The sequence below is a fragment of the Pedobacter insulae genome (genome assembly GCF_900113525.1).
GTDB classification, from domain to species: domain Bacteria; phylum Bacteroidota; class Bacteroidia; order Sphingobacteriales; family Sphingobacteriaceae; genus Pedobacter; species Pedobacter insulae.
Genome location: NZ_FOPP01000007.1, coordinates 13,286 through 27,637, shown reverse-complemented (window position 1 = coordinate 27,637; position 14,352 = coordinate 13,286). Strand labels below are relative to the sequence as shown.

At 39.0% G+C, this 14,352-nt stretch carries 13 protein-coding genes; 5 read left to right on the top strand and 8 right to left on the bottom strand.

The features are described 5' to 3' along the window. Positions 1-8 precede the first annotated feature (8 nt). Positions 9-935, bottom strand: coding sequence for a hydroxypyruvate isomerase family protein (locus tag BM207_RS12510; RefSeq protein ID WP_090994492.1), 927 nt, complete (start codon positions 933-935; stop codon positions 9-11). A 246-nt stretch (positions 936-1,181) separates the two neighbouring features. Here BM207_RS12510 and BM207_RS12505 point away from each other — a divergent pair, with 246 nt between their 5' ends. Beyond that, positions 1,182-2,027 carry a sugar phosphate isomerase/epimerase family protein gene (locus BM207_RS12505; protein WP_090994491.1) on the top strand — a complete coding sequence of 282 codons (846 nt, stop codon included), beginning with the start codon at positions 1,182-1,184 and terminating at the stop codon, positions 2,025-2,027. 6 nt (positions 2,028-2,033) lie between these two features. On the opposite strand, the gene BM207_RS12500 is transcribed toward BM207_RS12505, so the two are convergent. Genes BM207_RS12500 through BM207_RS12485 form a run of 4 tightly spaced genes read right to left on the bottom strand, consistent with a single transcriptional unit; the run spans position 2,034 to position 3,716 of the window. Next, entirely contained in the window at positions 2,034-2,417 is a 384-nt protein-coding gene (locus BM207_RS12500) for a glyoxalase (RefSeq protein ID WP_245768096.1), read from the bottom strand. A gap of 1 nt (position 2,418) precedes the next feature. After that, positions 2,419-2,865, bottom strand: coding sequence for an SRPBCC family protein (locus BM207_RS12495; protein WP_090994489.1), 447 nt, complete (start codon positions 2,863-2,865; stop codon positions 2,419-2,421). A 26-nt stretch (positions 2,866-2,891) separates the two neighbouring features. Then, positions 2,892-3,290: a DoxX family protein gene (locus BM207_RS12490; RefSeq protein ID WP_090994488.1), complete on the bottom strand. Its 399-nt coding sequence runs from the start codon at positions 3,288-3,290 to the stop codon at positions 2,892-2,894. 3 nt (positions 3,291-3,293) lie between these two features. Then, positions 3,294-3,716: an SRPBCC family protein gene (locus BM207_RS12485; protein ID WP_090994487.1), complete on the bottom strand. Its 423-nt coding sequence runs from the start codon at positions 3,714-3,716 to the stop codon at positions 3,294-3,296. A gap of 142 nt (positions 3,717-3,858) precedes the next feature. Between BM207_RS12485 and BM207_RS12480 the strand changes: the two genes are divergently transcribed. Beyond that, positions 3,859-4,836: a GlxA family transcriptional regulator gene (locus tag BM207_RS12480; RefSeq protein ID WP_090994486.1), complete on the top strand. Its 978-nt coding sequence runs from the start codon at positions 3,859-3,861 to the stop codon at positions 4,834-4,836. Positions 4,837-4,843: 7 nt separating this feature from the next. Here the strand turns inward: BM207_RS12480 and BM207_RS12475 are convergent, their stop codons facing one another. Beyond that, on the bottom strand, positions 4,844-6,859 hold the full coding sequence (locus tag BM207_RS12475) for an FUSC family protein (RefSeq protein ID WP_177217115.1): 2,016 nt from the start codon (positions 6,857-6,859) through the stop codon (positions 4,844-4,846). A 197-nt stretch (positions 6,860-7,056) separates the two neighbouring features. On the opposite strand from BM207_RS12475, the gene BM207_RS12470 reads away from it, so the two are divergent. Beyond that, on the top strand, positions 7,057-9,516 hold the full coding sequence (locus BM207_RS12470) for a TonB-dependent receptor (protein WP_090994484.1): 2,460 nt from the start codon (positions 7,057-7,059) through the stop codon (positions 9,514-9,516). A 2-nt stretch (positions 9,517-9,518) separates the two neighbouring features. Beyond that, positions 9,519-10,640, top strand: a complete 1,122-nt coding sequence (locus tag BM207_RS12465; RefSeq protein WP_177217114.1) for a PepSY-associated TM helix domain-containing protein — start codon at positions 9,519-9,521, stop codon at positions 10,638-10,640. On the opposite strand, the gene BM207_RS12460 is transcribed toward BM207_RS12465, so the two are convergent. Further along, on the bottom strand, positions 10,627-10,821 hold the full coding sequence (locus BM207_RS12460; protein WP_143095954.1) for a hypothetical protein: 195 nt from the start codon (positions 10,819-10,821) through the stop codon (positions 10,627-10,629). The genes BM207_RS12465 and BM207_RS12460 overlap by 14 nt on opposite strands. A 235-nt stretch (positions 10,822-11,056) precedes the next feature. Here BM207_RS12460 and BM207_RS12455 point away from each other — a divergent pair, with 235 nt between their 5' ends. Next, positions 11,057-13,282 carry a bifunctional alpha,alpha-trehalose-phosphate synthase (UDP-forming)/trehalose-phosphatase gene (locus BM207_RS12455; protein ID WP_090994478.1) on the top strand — a complete coding sequence of 742 codons (2,226 nt, stop codon included), beginning with the start codon at positions 11,057-11,059 and terminating at the stop codon, positions 13,280-13,282. A gap of 3 nt (positions 13,283-13,285) precedes the next feature. Here BM207_RS12455 and BM207_RS12450 read toward each other — a convergent pair whose 3' ends face one another. Further along, positions 13,286-14,338: a mechanosensitive ion channel family protein gene (locus BM207_RS12450; protein WP_090994475.1), complete on the bottom strand. Its 1,053-nt coding sequence runs from the start codon at positions 14,336-14,338 to the stop codon at positions 13,286-13,288. Positions 14,339-14,352 lie beyond the last annotated feature (14 nt).

Sequence of the window (14,352 nt, the reverse complement as noted above, 5' to 3'; positions counted from 1 at the left end):
AAAAGAGACTACATAAAATCATCTACAGATCGGTACGCAGAAATCAATGCGAGCTCTCCATCTTTGCCCGGTTTTGCATTACCATGCTCCATCCCCATTACGCCTTTATAGCCTTTTTGGTATAAATGCTTAAAAATGTGCTTATAATTGATTTCGCCAGTTGTTGGTTCTTTTCTGCCTGGATTATCTCCGATTTGTATATAAGCAATTTCATCCCAACAGCGATCCATAGTTTTAATCAAATCGCCCTCCGTGCGCTGCATATGATAAATATCATAAAGTATTTTACAAGACGGACTTTGAACAGCTTTACAAACTGCGTAAGTTTCGTTTGTTTTTTGCAGGAACAATTCCGGTGTATCACTTAATGTTTCAATCACCATTACCAAACCGTGTGGCTCAAATATCTCGGCTCCGGCGCGCATCGCGTCAATTACGTTGGCAAATTGATTTCCATAAGGTAAATTTCTTTCGTAAAAACCCGGCACCACAGTAAGCCATTTTGCATTACAGCGCTTTGCGGCTTCAACAGACAGTTTACAGGTTTGAACAAATTTATCCTTAAACTCCTTTTTACCTGTAGTCAGCGATGTTTTCCAGTTGTCGCCCCCATCAACTACAAAAACTCCCATTCTCATACCCAACTTAGCCAGTAAGCTACCTATTTTCTCTTGTTCTTCAACTGGTCTGTTTAAGTATCCGTTATCTTCAATGGAACGAAAGCCTCTATCATACATGAATTGGATTTGATCTAGAAAATTTTTACCAGCATGGTTCCCAAACATCCCCTGATGTGGGGCATAATCCATATTGAAAACTTTATCAGTTAAAGCAAAATTTTGTTTCTCTGCTGCAACAGCTTCCTTAGTTGCTATGCCTGCAGTTATAGCACCCGCAGTTAACAAACCATTTCTAATAAACTCACTTCTTTTCATGTAATTATATAATTTTAAAGCTAAAATCCTTTGCTATTTTTGAATAGCATCTTTTTTATTTTTGAAGATAAGGCAAATTAAGCATAGAAATATAAAATCTTTTATCTCGACCAAAGAAAAAGCAAAATTATTTCAAACAAAGGCACTTACTACGCAAACGTTTGCTGTTTAATTACGCAAAATTTCATCCCATAAAGTTTGAACTGGATAGATTAAATACTAAATTCGACAACAAATCAAATTAGCATGACTACAAGAAGAAATTTTTTGCAAAAAGGAATATTGGGTGTAACTGCAGTTACACTTACAAGTATTCCATCAGCTTTCGCTGAACCGATTGAACAGGCAGCTGCCCAAACGGATGCCTTTAAACTAGGTATTGCAGGATATAGCTTTGTTAATTTTAATCTTGATGCCTCCTTAAAAATGATGAAAAAGGTGGATGTTCATTATCTCTGTATTAAAGACTTCCATTTGCCCTACAAAAGTACAGCAACAGAAATTGCTGCTTTTCATGCTAAACTAAAAGAATATGAGGTAACTGGTTATGCAGTTGGGCCTATATATACTAAAACAAAAGAAGAAATTGACAATGCCTTTGATTATGCTAAAAGAGTTGGTGTTGACCTAATAATAGGTATTCCAGCTCATGCCGATCTGGAATATGTTGCCCAGAAAACGAAAGAGTTTAACATTAGGTATGCTATTCATAACCACGGTCCGGAAGATAAGCTATACCCTAATGCAGAAAGCATTTATAAGCTCATTAAAAACCTGGATCAACGTGTAGGAATATGCTTCGACATGGGACATAACAAAAGAGATGGACGGGATTCGGTGGCTGATCTTCAAAAATTTGCTAAACGAATTTTTGATATGCATTTAAAGAATGTCACCGCAGCTACGAAAGATGGTAGTACATGTGAACTTGGTCGTGGGATAATTGATATCCCAGCATTCGTAAAAATGCTGAGAAAGGTAAACTATAAGGGTTCTTGTAGTTTAGAATATGAAAAAGACATGAAAGACCCACTAGCAGGGATAGCCGAATCGGTTGGTTATTTCAAAGGTGTTTGCGACGCGGGACGATAATGGGAACTAAACACCCAATACCCATCTTACATCAAAAGGGTCAGTTAGCTCAATGAGTTGTTGGCGATCAAGTTGCCCACTGAAGATCGGCTTATTATTAAAATCCAACTGCTCCATAAGCTGTTTTCTATCTCTGGCATTTTGACATTGCAAAAAAATAGCCATATAATTCCCGAGTTTTCTTCCTTCGTTGTGCACTAAGTCTGAGCCATAAATGGTCACCCTCTCAGAAATCAGCGAGCCAGTAACCACAGGCAGTTCTTTGTAAGTTCCTAATTCCTTTTCAAAAGTTTGAAATTGCAATTGGCCCCCAAAGCAGTTTCGGTAAAACGTGAGGGCCTCTTTACAATTTCCAGAAAAGGTGATAAAAATTGCACCTGTCTTCTCCATGTTAAGCATCTGGTATTTCAGGTTCTACAAGCTTAATCAACTTTTCTAGCGACTCTTGCCAACCTAAGTAGCACATTTCGGCAGGTATTGCTTCGGGAATCCCCTCTTGCAATACTTTGAGTTCTGTACCAACCAAGACCTTTCTCATCCATACAGTTGTAATCATTTCTCCGGGCAGGCTCGGATCGTCAAACCGATCGCAATATTTGATCAATTCGTTCGGTTTAATTTCGAGGTATTCCCCTCCGAAAGAGTGCCCATTGCCAGTACTGAAATTTAAAAAGGTCATTTTAAACTTTCCGCCTACTTTAAAATCCGTTTCCTGAACCGTGCATACAAAACCGTAGGGCGGTATCCATGTTGCATGTGCAACTGGGTCTGTAAATGCTTTAAATACCTTCTCAGGCTTTGCTTTAATAATCCGATGTAATGAAACGCTATTTGCCATTTTCTTATAATTTAAATTAAATAATATTAACCAATAGATTGATAATTAGTTTGTTCCTGATGTCTTATTTTATTGCCATACACGTAAGATACTGCAAGAATACCCAATACTACCAATGGCATCAACATATAGCCCGTGTTCTGATCTACGCAGGCATGACTGATAAAAGCGAATATTAAATTAAAGGTAAGTCCGGCATAAGCCCATTCTCTTAACTTAACAGGTGTTTTAGCATACGCAATAGCAAAAACTCCTAACACTTTACAAACAATAAGCGTGTAGGCAAAATAATCCGGATATCCCAAAGGTTTCGTTCCCGCATTCACGTACTCCGGTGCCATAAGTATGGTACCAAGTGGCATTACACCTTCCCAAAGTATTAAGATAATTGTTGCTATCCAAAAGATGGTTTTATTCTTTTTCATAATTTAGTTATTTGATTCAACATATTTTACAAAACTATTCAGGATAGCTTGCCATCCTTGTTTCTGAAATTCAGGATCATTTTCTGTTTCAGGATCAAAAACGGTTTGTACGATAGCTTCCCCATCTTTTTCTTCAAATGTGGTAGTTGCTTGTCTCCCATCACCCATGGTGTAAGTAATTTCTTTATGGAGATCTACTGTATCATACGTGCCTTCAAAGTCAAAGCCGAAGCTACCGTCCTTCGCTTCCATCCTATTTTTAAATTTACCACCAACCCGTAGGTCATTTTCGCTAGTTGGAGTATGCCAACTTGGATCTGGAGTATTCCATTTAATAATGTCGTCCGGTGTGTTCCATGTTTTCCAAACCTCTGCGATAGGCGCTTTTATCGTTGCCTTTACCGTAATTTTTTTTAACTGGTCCATTGTTATTTGATTTTTGTTTATAATGATTTAACTATCCAAAAGTACAGCAACACTTAAAAATAGGTACATTGTAAACACGACAAATAAGAGGTGGATTGTGACAACTATTTTATAGCTTTATGGTCTAATCTTATAAATTGACATGAGAATCTCCGTATTTGTTCCTGAGTATGGTGTAATTGAAGCAATTACCCCGGCATTTAGAAGTTTTAATACTGCGAATGAGTTTCTAACTACTTTCAATAAAGAACCCATTTTTAAGGTTGAGTATGTGGGTTTAAACCAATATGTTCCAGCCAACAATGGTGAATACACGGTAAAAACCGACCGGTTGCTGAAAGAGGTAACGGAAACGGATTTACTTATTATTCCACCTACCTATGGCGACACCGGCAAAGGCATACTGGCCAATGCAGAGGCTATACCCTATTTTAAAAAGTTACATGAGAAAGGTGCAAGTCTTGCAAGCTTGTGTATCGGTGCGTTTCTTCTGGCTGAAACAGGGTTATTAAATGGCAAAAAATGCTCAACACATTGGGCTCATATCAACGAGTTTAGAGAAAGATATCCCGAAGTGGAGGTAGAAGACGGGGCAATTATAACAGAATATGATAATATTTATAGCAGTGGTGGGGCTAGCAGTTTATGGAATTTAATATTATATCTAATTGAAAAGTATGCTGATAGAGAAACTGCTGTCATGATTTCAAAATATTTTGCCCTAGATATCGGAAGAGACAGTCAGTCCCAGTTCGCTATATTCAGAGGTCAGCGAAACCATGGGGATGAGGAAATTCAAAAAGTACAAGATCATATTGAAAAACATTATGAAGATAAAATAACTATTGAATCTTTAGCAAGCTTAATCAATACGGGTCGTAGAACTTTTGAAAGGAGATTCAAAGAGGCTACTAACAATACTTCTATAGAGTATATACAAAGAGTAAGGATCGAGGCTGCGAAAAAGAAATTCGAAGCATCCAGAAAAAACGTATCAGAAATAATGTTTGATGTGGGCTATACCGATACGAAATCATTTAGGGATATCTTCAAAAAGATTACCGGACTTACGCCCATTGAATATAGAAATAAATTTGCTAGGGTCACAAATGAAGTTTAATTAAGTGTTATTTACTGAAGCAGGTATATAATTTTGTAATAACACCGCTAATCTCCATAGGTTGCTCTGATGCTGTTGTTGCGTAACCAACTGCTTTCCAGTTAGGCAAATCAGACTTAATACATTGCGCAATGCATTGATCCATCCCATCTAGTAAATGCTGGTCATAAGGGGCACTTCTGTTGTCTTTTCCACTGCTCATTGCTGCAATTAGTCCATTACATTGAAAACACAGCAGCTGAATTTGTCGTGCCGCACCGAGTTCTACTCTTTTCCATTTTGGTTCAGTGGCACTTAACAACATAGCTTCACTCAATACAGATAATGTCTGATAGGCTCGCTTTCTAGCTAGTCGCACTTGATGCATTCCATTTTCTTCATCCGCAATAGAAACTTGATATAGGTAATCCCGATTGGCTATAAGCACTTTCACAAATAGGTCTTTCAGTCTTCCTGATTGCCAGATAGGAAACAAAAAAGTAGCGAATACGCCCATTGTGCAACCCATTAGTGTAAACAATAGTCTATCTGAGAGTATATTGAGTGGATGTCCGTGATAAACTGCAAGACTTAGTACCACAGCTGCAGTGATTCCCATCGCACTTAGCCAGTAGCGAGAATTAAAGAATACAAAAAAAGAATACAGAAATGCTGCAGCAAAGAGCAACTGAAAAGTATTAGAATCAGTCATTACTAACACTCCCCAACCAACAACAAGCCCGATTAACGTTCCCACTATCCGTTCTATATTCCTTTTTTTAGTTGGGCCATAGCTAGGTCTGCTAACCACTATGAGGGTTAATGGCAACCAATACCCGTAACGGTCGCCCGGAAAAACAAACAAAATTACTATACTAAAAGCAAGCAATATCGCTAAGCGTAAAGCAAACCTAAATATAGGCGAATCTATGTTAAGTTCTTTTAACAATAGCTCCCAATTGAAACCTTCTTCCGAAATAAACTCTTGAAACCGTAGAATGCTCGGATCGCCAACAGTGTGTTTCTGGCCATTTACCTTTTCAACCAATAACCTTGTCTGACGTAGATTGGCAAGCAGTTTGCCAATGAGTTCGCTTTTTTCATCACTACCTTGAGACAATCTTACAAGTTTTGCAATTTTATCGTCCAATAATTCTTTATTTTCCGTTACGCCTTTATCAAGTTGTTTTGCTAGGCAAATAATAGAATCTCCTATTAGTTCGAGGGCGTTACTGCCAGCTAAGGTCGCTCTCAGATATGGATAATCATGGTGCACTGCGCTCGCTTGTTCATATAGATCAATCAGCGCCATCGATTTCGCCAACATCTTTTTACCTTTAATGCTCTCTTCCCTCATGGCTAAATTATCGCTTAAAAGGAGCCGCCTAATTAATTCATGACTTGCATTAACTTTTAGATGTAATCGAATGTTTCGTTCATTGAAACCACTTAAAGGAGCAGTGGGATCATAACCACTTGCGCGAAGCTCCATGAGCGCAGCCGTTTGCTTAGTACATTTTCGTAATGCCCTCGTCAATGATCGGTAAGGCAGAAGCATAATTTGCGTGAGGCTAACCAAATGGTACCAGATTACGCCAAGAAAGATATAGAAACCATAGTTCAATGCCGAAGCCGGATGCAAGCCGATGGTGAAGGTTGCTAAAATTACACTTAACAAACCTATGGCTCCGATGCGTTGTCCAAAAACACTTGTCATCATTAACGAAAACGTTAAAAGCCCAATCCATACAGAAAGCAGGATAATCTGTGAAAGGCATAACACGGTAACAATCGCTACAGTTGGAAATAGTAGAATCGCTAACCAGGCACCTTGCAACTTGTCACTTCGATTTCCAGGCAAGTCGGCATTAGCAATTAACAATGTCCCAGTTGCAATACCGATGGCAAGTTGAGGCATACCTAGGTAAAAGAAAACCAAAAGTGGCATTATGATAGCCATAGTATTACGCAACGCATCACTAAGCTCTTCGCCACCAAGCTCCGCAAAAAATAACCTAATCTCTTTGCCCTTCCTATTTGCCATCTCGCGCAAATGTAGGACTAAATCAGAGCTTACCAAAAAACCGATTAAAGAAAATTTTTTATTATTTAGAATGAGTCCAATTAAAATTATACTTTTGCAAAAGAAATAAAAACTAAAAAACCCGGTGCTCAGTCGCCAAACCTTTACACCGGGTAGTATTGTCAACCAATTTATCATTAATTAACAATTGCAAAAGTATGTACAAATCTTGTACCTTAAAAAGAAAAAAAGCATTCAGTCTCTTCATGGCCATTTGTTTTGTTATTGGCCATTTCACCGTACAAGCCCAACAAAGTCCCGGTAGTGCCGTAGTTAGTGGAACTGTTAAAACAAAAGATGGAAAGCCGGCTGAATTTGTAACCGTTGCCATTAAGGGTGGCAAAACCGCTCAGGTGGATGCCAAGGGGCATTACGCGTTAAAGGAACTAAAAGCAGGCAGTTATACACTTATCACCAGCTATGTTGGATTAGGGGAACAGCAACGTCAAATTGTTTTAAGAGATGGTGAAACTCAAATCCAAGATTTTACCCTTTCAGAGAGCAACCAACAATTAGAAGAGGTGGTAATTAATGGAGGAAGTACAAACAAATTCTCTGTAAAAAAGACAACAACCTCGGCAAAAATGCCATTGGGTAACTTAGAGAACCCACAAATTTACACTACCATTCCAAAAACGCTTTTAACCGAACAAATGGTAACGGAATTCAGTTTATCACTGAAGAATTCTCCGGGGGTTTATAAGCTCCAAAATAATAGAGGGATCAATAGTGATGGCGCATCATTCTATGCCATGCGTGGATTTAGGACTGAAGCAGCTTTCGTTGACGGTGTTCCATCTCAAACCAATGGCGAGATTGAACCCGCTAACATAGAGCGCGTTGAATTGATCAAAGGCCCTTCTGGAACGCTATTTGGCGGTGCAGTAGTTTCTTTCGGAGGATTAATCAACATCGTTACTAAAAAGCCTATTGATACACTTGGCGGTGAGGTGAACTTTACGACTGGCAGCTACGGCTTAAATCGACTAAGTGCTGATGTTTATGGACCGGTAAATGACGACAAAAAATTACTTTTCCGATTGAATACGGCCTATCAGAACCAAGGAAGCTTTCAAGACGCAGGCTTCAAAAGATCTATTTTCGTTGCACCCACCATAGAATACCGTGCCAGCGAGCGATTAAATATCAGCTTAACCGCAAGCTTCTACTCGCTTGAAGGTACCAGTCCTTCAACGATATTCCTTAACCGTGTACGTCCTTATATTGCGACTAACCCTTCGGAACTAAACTTTAACTGGAAGCGCTCTTACACCAGCAATGATCTGGTGATGAAAAACCCAACAGTGAATATGAAGGGGCAAATTACCTATAAGCTATCAGATAGCTGGACCTCGCAAACAATCTACTCAGCTAATAACCGTCGCTCGGAAGGGTTCTATCTTTATTCATTCATAAGAGGTGCTGCAACAGATGAGATGCTCGAGCGTAACATATCCCTACAAAATTCGGTTAATACAGCAACAGATTTCCAACAGAACTTTATCGGCGACTTTAAGGTATTAGGCTTGCGCAATAGAATGGTGGTGGGGCTCGACTATCTAAACCAGACTATTAATAATGACAACTCTCCATATATTGTTTTCGATAATGTTAGTGGCCGCAATCCTGCCGACCCTAATTATGTAAAAATTTCTAGAACTGCAGTAGAAAGCAAGCTTGCGGCATCAGCGGCAGCACCTACTAAGAACGGTACTAAGAGCAATATCTATAGTGCCTATGCTTCCAACGTCCTGAACTTCACTGATCGGTTAATGGGGATGTTAAGTCTTCGTGTAGACCGTTTTCAAAACCGCGGCACTTTAAATCAGGCAAGCAACAGTATTGTAGCTAATTCAAAATATATGCAAACCGCTATATCGCCAAAATTCGGTCTCGTTTACCAAATTCTTCCAGATCGCATTTCCATATTCGGAAATTATATGAATGGTTTCTCGAATCTCCAACCCGTAACTCAACCTGCAGGCTCAAATGTTTCAGGAACCCTTAAGCCACAACATGCCAACCAGTATGAAGGAGGGATAAAAACAGATCTTTTCGAAGGAAAACTGAGCTTCACCGCCAGCTATTACGACATTTCAGTCAGCAATATGACCCGTCCGGAAGAAGTTAACGTGGGTGGAACAAATTATGTAGTAACGGTGCAGAATGGAACTCAGCAAAGTAAGGGGATAGAATTCGAAGTGATTGCGAACCCAGTTAGCGGATTAAATGTTATCGCAGGTTATAGCTATAACGACAGCAAGCTTACTAAATCTACAGCTGCACTAGAAGGAAGACGTCCCGCATCGGCCGGTCCAGCTACACTGATCAATTCCTGGATCAGCTATACAATTCCTACGGGTAGCCTTCAGGGGCTTGGTTTGGGGACAGGCGTAAATTACATCGGAAAGCACATGACTGGAAATTCGGCGGTAACAGGTGTATTTACGTTACCTAGTTACACTTTGATAACCACCACCCTTTTCTACGACAGGCCAAAATATAGAATAGGTTTGAAAGTAGACAATCTTAGGGACGAGCGCTACTTCACCGGACAGGGAACTTTAACTGCTCAGCCACCAAGAACAGTTGCCGCGGGCTTAACTTTTAAATTTTAAACTTGAAAATTAAGAAACTTATCACACAATTGCACCTCTGGCTCGGATTAGCATCCGGGCTAGTGGTGTTTATATTAGGTCTCACTGGCGCAATCTATGCCTTTTCTAATGAGATCAAAGATGTGATTTATAAAGACAGGCGTTTTGTAAGTGCCGTACCTCATCGTGAAAAACTTCCTTTAGACACCCTTTTAGAGATAGCTCGGAAATCGCTTGGTAAAGAACACCGTATTACCAGGGCCGAGATTTCGCAGGATCCTACCCGGAGCTTTATGTTTCGTGCATTTAAAATTAATAAAAAAGCAACTGGCTATTGGAACTATTACGATTATTATCTAAAAGTATATCTTGACCCATATACAGGAAAGGTTATATTTATGGAAGACGCATCACAAGAATTTTTTACTGTTGTACTTGCCCTTCATATGAATTTACTGCTGGGAGAAGGTCTGGGACATTTTATAGTAAAATGGTCTACTGTATGCTTCGTTATATTGTTACTATCTGGCCTTGTGCTCTGGTGGCCAAAAAAATGGAAACACAAGCAGCTTAAAAAAAGCCTCACCATAAAATGGAACAGTAAGTTTAAAAGGTTGAACTACGACCTACATAACGTGCTAGGTTTTTACGCTATGCTTTTGCTGCTCATTATTGCCCTAACCGGCTTAGCTTGGTCTTTCGATCTCACAACTGAAGCAAAATCGAAAGTACTTTCAGATACTACTTTGAGTACCAAGGCTTCTGCAGATGATATATTAAAACAAGCCTTACATCAGGCTCCTAAAACTGCATATTTTCTATATAATTTTCCAGCTGCAAAAAGTGGCACGGTTAACCTATCTGCGTATCAACACCACCACCACCTTTATGACCGCATGCAATATCGTTTTGATCAATACAATGGTAAACTGCTCCAATCAGCCCGCCCTGTTGCAAGTTCCAAAATTACCACAAAACTTATCGCACTAAACTACGACCTGCATACAGGAACTGCCTTTGGATTAGTTGGGAAATTAGTCGCTTTCATCGTTAGCCTCATTGCCGCTGCACTCCCGGTAACCGGTTTAATCATCTGGTTAAAAAAAGGGAAGAAAATGGAAAAAAAGCAACTTACTCAACCTTAATATCAGGAAAATCTTCTGAGGAGCTTCCAGTTCCACTTTCATGGTTATCGGGATTTTCGAGTGGTTTTTCGGAAGACCCGGTGAAGGCATCATCACTTAATGAATCATAACCCTGCGTGCCTGTATTATCGAGTCCATCCCTAGGAGTTACCTGATCAGTTGTATGCTGTTTCTTTGACATTGTTTGATATTTTAGTCTCATTAAGAAACAGGCTTGGTAAAAAAATGTTTATTTTATTTATCTACTAAGCAGGCTGTCGTTTACATCGCTTCAACCTTTTCAAAAATCTGGTTAAAAATATTTTTTATAACTTTGTAACATCTTCTGAGAATCAGAAAACATTATTTTTCCCAATGTCCTAGAGAATTACTCTTGGCAAATTTATGCCTCTCACGCTAGGAAAAACACCTTAATTATGCAGAAAAGATTACTGATAGTCTCCAACCAATTGCCTATAACTATTGAAAACCAAGATGGATCATACACTACTCATCAATCCTCTGGCGGCATAATCTCGGCAGTTGAAGCTTATCTATTAAGTAGCGGGAGTAGCGTATTTTCTGAACGCATTTGGATAGGCACACCAAACTGCGACCGTAAAACTTGGGAGAAACTAGATACAGGGCAGTCTAATGATCAATATTTGCCCGTATTTGCAAAAGATGACCAAGAATATGAAAAATATGATAAAGGATTTTGTAGTTCTTTACTTTGGCCTCTATTTCATTATTCGCCGTCGTTAGCTGAATATGACCCTTCTTTTTTTGAAGCATATCAAAAGATAAACGAGACATTTGCAAACGAACTCAGCGGAATAATTCACCCTGAAGACGTTATCTGGATACACGATTATCACCTGTTGCCCCTATCAGGAATGCTTAGGGCAAAATTCCCGAATATTACTATCGGATTATTTCTACATATTCCATTTCCATCTTACGAATTGTTCAGAATTATTCCCAAGCGATGGCAAAAACAGATTTTAGAAGGGATGCTAGGTGCAGACCTAATTGGATTCCATACCTCGGAGTATGTTGCACATTTTCTTAAAACAGTCGACATGTCACTTAAGGTTGAACATGACAACCAATATATCCAATGGGGAAACCGCCAAGTACAAGTGGATTCATTTCCTATGAGCATCGATTTCAATGGATTTAATAATGCTTACACTCACCCGGAAGTAGGTTTATTCAGACAAAACTACCTGAAACTTAAAAGCAGTAACAAAATGCTGTTTTCGGTCGACCAGCTCGACTATCACCAAGGAATTTACAATCAGCTACTCGCTTATGAGAAATTTCTTCATCTTAATCCAGCATATATTGGCCATATCGTTTTCATTTTGATCATAGTTCCTTCGCGGGATGTTAGTTCTAAATATAGTGAACGCAAAAAAAAGATCGACGAATATATAGGAAAACTGAACAGTACGATAGGCAGCATCACTTGGCAACCCGTTATTTATCATTATAACCATTTAGACTTTCATGAATTATGTGGGTTGTATACCGCTTGTGACATTGCACTCGTTACTCCGCTCAGAGATGGCATGAATGTAGTAGCTAAGGAGTTTGTAGCTAGCCGTAAGGATGAACAGGGAGTATTAATTTTAAGCGAAATGGCCGGTGCAGCTGCAGAGTTAACAGATGCGTTGCTTATAAATCCTAACGATATTGATGAAATTACAGAGAAAATTGCCCAAGGGTTAGCAATGACCTCCGATGAACAGCGCTTGCGCATGAAGAATATTCGGAACATTGTTAAAAATTATGATATAAATACCTGGACTGTTGATTTTTTTGAAAAACTGAACCAGATAAAATCCCAGCAATTGAAATTCGAAGTAAAATTCCTTGACAACTTTGCTCGTCAAGAATTACTTTCTGATTATACATCCAGCAAAAAAAACCTACTGTTGTTAGATTACGATGGCACGTTGGTCAACTTTTCTAAAGATCCGGCCAAAGCTGCTCCCAATAGCGAACTTCTTGAGTTGTTAAGACAGCTCTCAGAATCTGAAAATAATGACATCTACATTGTAAGCGGTAGAGATAGCCATACACTTGAAAAATGGTTGGGCCATTTACCGATTGGGCTTATCGCCGAACATGGAGCCAAAATCCGTGATAAAGGCAGTAAATGGCTAAACCAAGCGTTAGCTGAATCTACTACCTGGAAAACGAAGATTAGAAAGATGATGGACCACTACGTATTCAGAAGTCCGAACACATTTGTAGAGGAAAAAGATTTTTCTATTGCCTGGCATTATCGCAATGCCGATCCTTATCTGGCCGAAAAGAGATCCAGAAATCTCCATGAAGAACTCGTAGAATACACCATACAAATGCCATTAGATGTACTTAATGGACACAAAGTTATTGAAGTGAGGAATAGTGGAGTTAATAAGGGGATTGCTATTGCTAAACTTTTAGATGTGGCCGTGTACGACTTCATCTTGTGCATAGGCGACGACCAGACAGATGAAGATATGTTTAAAATCTTAGCAAATGTAAATGGTGCATATACCATTAAAGTCGGCCACCAAGCTTCCTTTGCAAAGTTTAATCTCAGTACTCCGTTCTTAGTATCCTCCTTATTAGACTCCATGCAGTTTCAGACAGGAGATCATCTGATATAATTTTTAACTTTGGTCGCCCATGAATAAAGTTTGGGTTGGGTATGCAAATGCTATCCCACGTTCTTCAAATGCGGTAAAAATATCAAGGTACACAGCTTGTTGATAATCCATAAAGACATTGTAATCCGAATCCAAAACAAAATAGACGAATTCAAAATTCAGACTAAAATCACCATAGCCAGAAAAATGTCCTCTATCAAACTGGAGTTTCGGTTTAGTGGAGATAATCTCCTTTACCAACTCAGGCACTTCTTTTAACTGCTGACTGGTTGCCTGATAAGTTAATCCCAGAGAAAACACAATTCTTCTACGCTCCATTCTCTTGAAATTATGTAGTCTCGAATTTGTTAGGTCAGTATTTGAGCAAATAAGCTGTTCGCCACTTAGGGTTCTGATACGCGTGGTCTTAATTCCAATGTACTCTATCGTCCCATTCTTATCCCCTATGACAACAAAGTCACCGATTTCAAATGGACGGTCAAAAAAGATGACAAAGTAACTAAAAAGATCACCAAGCACAGTTTGTGCAGCTAATGCAATCGCAATACCTCCCACTCCTAGACCAGCAATCAGGGTGGTAACGTTGTAGCCGAGATTATCTATGAAAAAGATCAAACCAATAATCCAAATCAGTACATTAGCGATGACTATTAATCCTCCCGCCTGTTTCTCCTTGTCACCGCTCTTATCATCTCGTTTAATAAATGAGTAAACAAATTTTCTGAATGCGGCACTAATCATTTTGAGGACGAAGAAGGTAAATGCTGCCAGATAGGCAATATGGATTATGTTGTCTACTTTATCATTAAGGGATAAAGTTTTAATGCCGAAATAAAAAGAGCTGATGTATAAAAGAGGTAAAATGGAGTTTTCTACCATTGTTACTATAAAATCATCCCAATTGTTTTCTGTACCACTCGTCCATTTTTTAAGGCGTTGTAGCACAACAGATTTAAAAAGTTTAATGAGGATAAAAAGACCAAGAATAATCGCAATGGCAATGGCCCATTCAGAGGTTGTATTTCCCCAAATGAGCCTTTCTGAAAATTTGTTCATTTATAAGTGTTTGA

Bases quoted from the DNA above. Each gene is read 5' to 3' on its own strand.
- BM207_RS12510 (WP_090994492.1), bottom strand. From the start codon at position 935: ATGAAAAGAAGTGAGTTTATTAGAAATGGTTTGTTAACTGCGGGTGCT.
- BM207_RS12505 (WP_090994491.1), top strand. From the start codon at position 1,182: ATGACTACAAGAAGAAATTTTTTGCAAAAAGGAATATTGGGTGTAACT.
- BM207_RS12500 (WP_245768096.1), bottom strand. From the start codon at position 2,417: ATGGAGAAGACAGGTGCAATTTTTATCACCTTTTCTGGAAATTGTAAA.
- BM207_RS12495 (WP_090994489.1), bottom strand. From the start codon at position 2,865: ATGGCAAATAGCGTTTCATTACATCGGATTATTAAAGCAAAGCCTGAG.
- BM207_RS12490 (WP_090994488.1), bottom strand. From the start codon at position 3,290: ATGAAAAAGAATAAAACCATCTTTTGGATAGCAACAATTATCTTAATA.
- BM207_RS12485 (WP_090994487.1), bottom strand. From the start codon at position 3,716: ATGGACCAGTTAAAAAAAATTACGGTAAAGGCAACGATAAAAGCGCCT.
- BM207_RS12480 (WP_090994486.1), top strand. From the start codon at position 3,859: ATGAGAATCTCCGTATTTGTTCCTGAGTATGGTGTAATTGAAGCAATT.
- BM207_RS12475 (WP_177217115.1), bottom strand. From the start codon at position 6,859: ATGGCAAATAGGAAGGGCAAAGAGATTAGGTTATTTTTTGCGGAGCTT.
- BM207_RS12470 (WP_090994484.1), top strand. From the start codon at position 7,057: ATGTACAAATCTTGTACCTTAAAAAGAAAAAAAGCATTCAGTCTCTTC.
- BM207_RS12460 (WP_143095954.1), bottom strand. From the start codon at position 10,821: ATGTCAAAGAAACAGCATACAACTGATCAGGTAACTCCTAGGGATGGA.
- BM207_RS12455 (WP_090994478.1), top strand. From the start codon at position 11,057: ATGCAGAAAAGATTACTGATAGTCTCCAACCAATTGCCTATAACTATT.
- BM207_RS12450 (WP_090994475.1), bottom strand. From the start codon at position 14,338: ATGAACAAATTTTCAGAAAGGCTCATTTGGGGAAATACAACCTCTGAA.